Here is a 1,437-nt window from a genome sequence, read left to right on the forward strand (position 1 = left end):
ATATCCAAGCATACATAACCTATCGTTATTTTTTTATCGGAATGATCTTTAAATATTTTCCTGAAATACATAAAACTGACTAGGGTGTGAATTAATGGAACATGCTGGATTCTATTGGGTAGGTCTAATCTTTTGGTTGTTAATTAGTTCTGGGTTCATTCTTTTAGTTTTGGGACTGTGGAAAAAATCCTGGAAAACATTAATAGTGAGCGGAGTTGCATTAATACTACCAACACTATATTTTGGTGGTGCAGAAAGTTGGTTTAAGTTGGTTGCATTGCTTCCTATGATTCCACTAGTACTTGCTTATATTATTAAAAAAACCAATATTTGAGATGGGTATTAATTTACTGTTTTGAATGAAAAGGAGAGAAATAAATGAATGTGATTGAGGGTTTTATTGAAGTAACAGGCGGGAAAGTGTGGTATCAGTTTCATAATAAAAATTCATCTAAAATTCCTGTTGTTGTTTTACATGGAGGGCCTGGATCATCGCATTATTCCATGCAAGGTCTACACATATTAGCAGAAGATCGTCCAGTTATTTTTTATGATCAGTTAGGCTGTGGAAAGTCTGACCGTCCAACAGATACTACTTTATGGAAAATTGATAGATTTGTGGAAGAATTAGCTCAAATCCGAGAAGCTCTTTCTCTTGATGAGTTTCATATACTTGGTCATTCATGGGGAACAACTCTTGCTGCAGCTTATTATTTATCGAGACCAGAGGGAGTGAAAAGTATAATCTTCTCAAGTCCTTGTTTAAGCGCCCCATTATGGGCTGAGGATCAGGACCGAAATCGAAAACTACTACCGCTTGAGGTACAAGAAACATTAATAAAATGCGAGGAAAATGGAACAACAGATTCAGAGGATTACAAAAATGCCAACGCTGTATTTAACAAGCATTTTGTTTGCAGATTAGATCCATATCCAGAATTCCTTAAAAAAGGAAAACACTACAGAAATCCAGAAGTATACAATATTATGTGGGGACCATCCGAGTTTCATGTAACTGGAAACTTAAAGGATTTTGACTGCACTTCAAAATTAAAAGACATCCAAATCCCAACGATGTATACTTGCGGTAGATACGATGAAGCAACACCTAAATCAACAGAATATTTCAGCGAACTAACGCCTAATGCAAAATTCCACGTATTTGAGCAAAGTGCACATATGCCGTACATAGAAGAACCAGAAGAGTATATACGAATAGTTGAAAGCTTTTTGAAGGAAGCTGAATAATCAGTTAAATTGTGAAACGCAAGGTTGATCCCTTGCGTTTTTTTATGGTGGTTTTTGTTAGTTGTGGAGGGGTTATGAGTAGGTGGAAAAGGTAAAATAGGATTTTTATTAACTTTTAGGGTATTCATGGGTAAGTAAAAAAAGAAAAAATTGAAATTTGGGAACTCATAGGGTGTTCATGAGGAAGTA

The 1,437-nt window shown here is 35.4% G+C and carries 2 protein-coding genes; both read left to right on the plus strand.

Features of this window, described 5'->3' with window-relative positions:
- Positions 1 to 94 precede the first annotated feature (94 nt).
- Positions 95 to 334: a hypothetical protein gene (locus CN514_RS18830; protein WP_098233920.1), complete on the plus strand. Its 240-nt coding sequence runs from the start codon at positions 95 to 97 to the stop codon at positions 332 to 334.
- 44 nt (positions 335 to 378) lie between these two features.
- Positions 379 to 1,248 (plus strand): proline iminopeptidase-family hydrolase, encoded by an 870-nt coding sequence (locus tag CN514_RS18835; RefSeq protein WP_098233921.1) that lies wholly within the window; start codon positions 379 to 381, stop codon positions 1,246 to 1,248.
- The last annotated feature ends 189 nt before the right edge of the window (positions 1,249 to 1,437 follow it).

This window comes from Bacillus sp. AFS001701, assembly GCF_002559405.1.
GTDB lineage: Bacteria > Bacillota > Bacilli > Bacillales > Bacillaceae_G > Gottfriedia.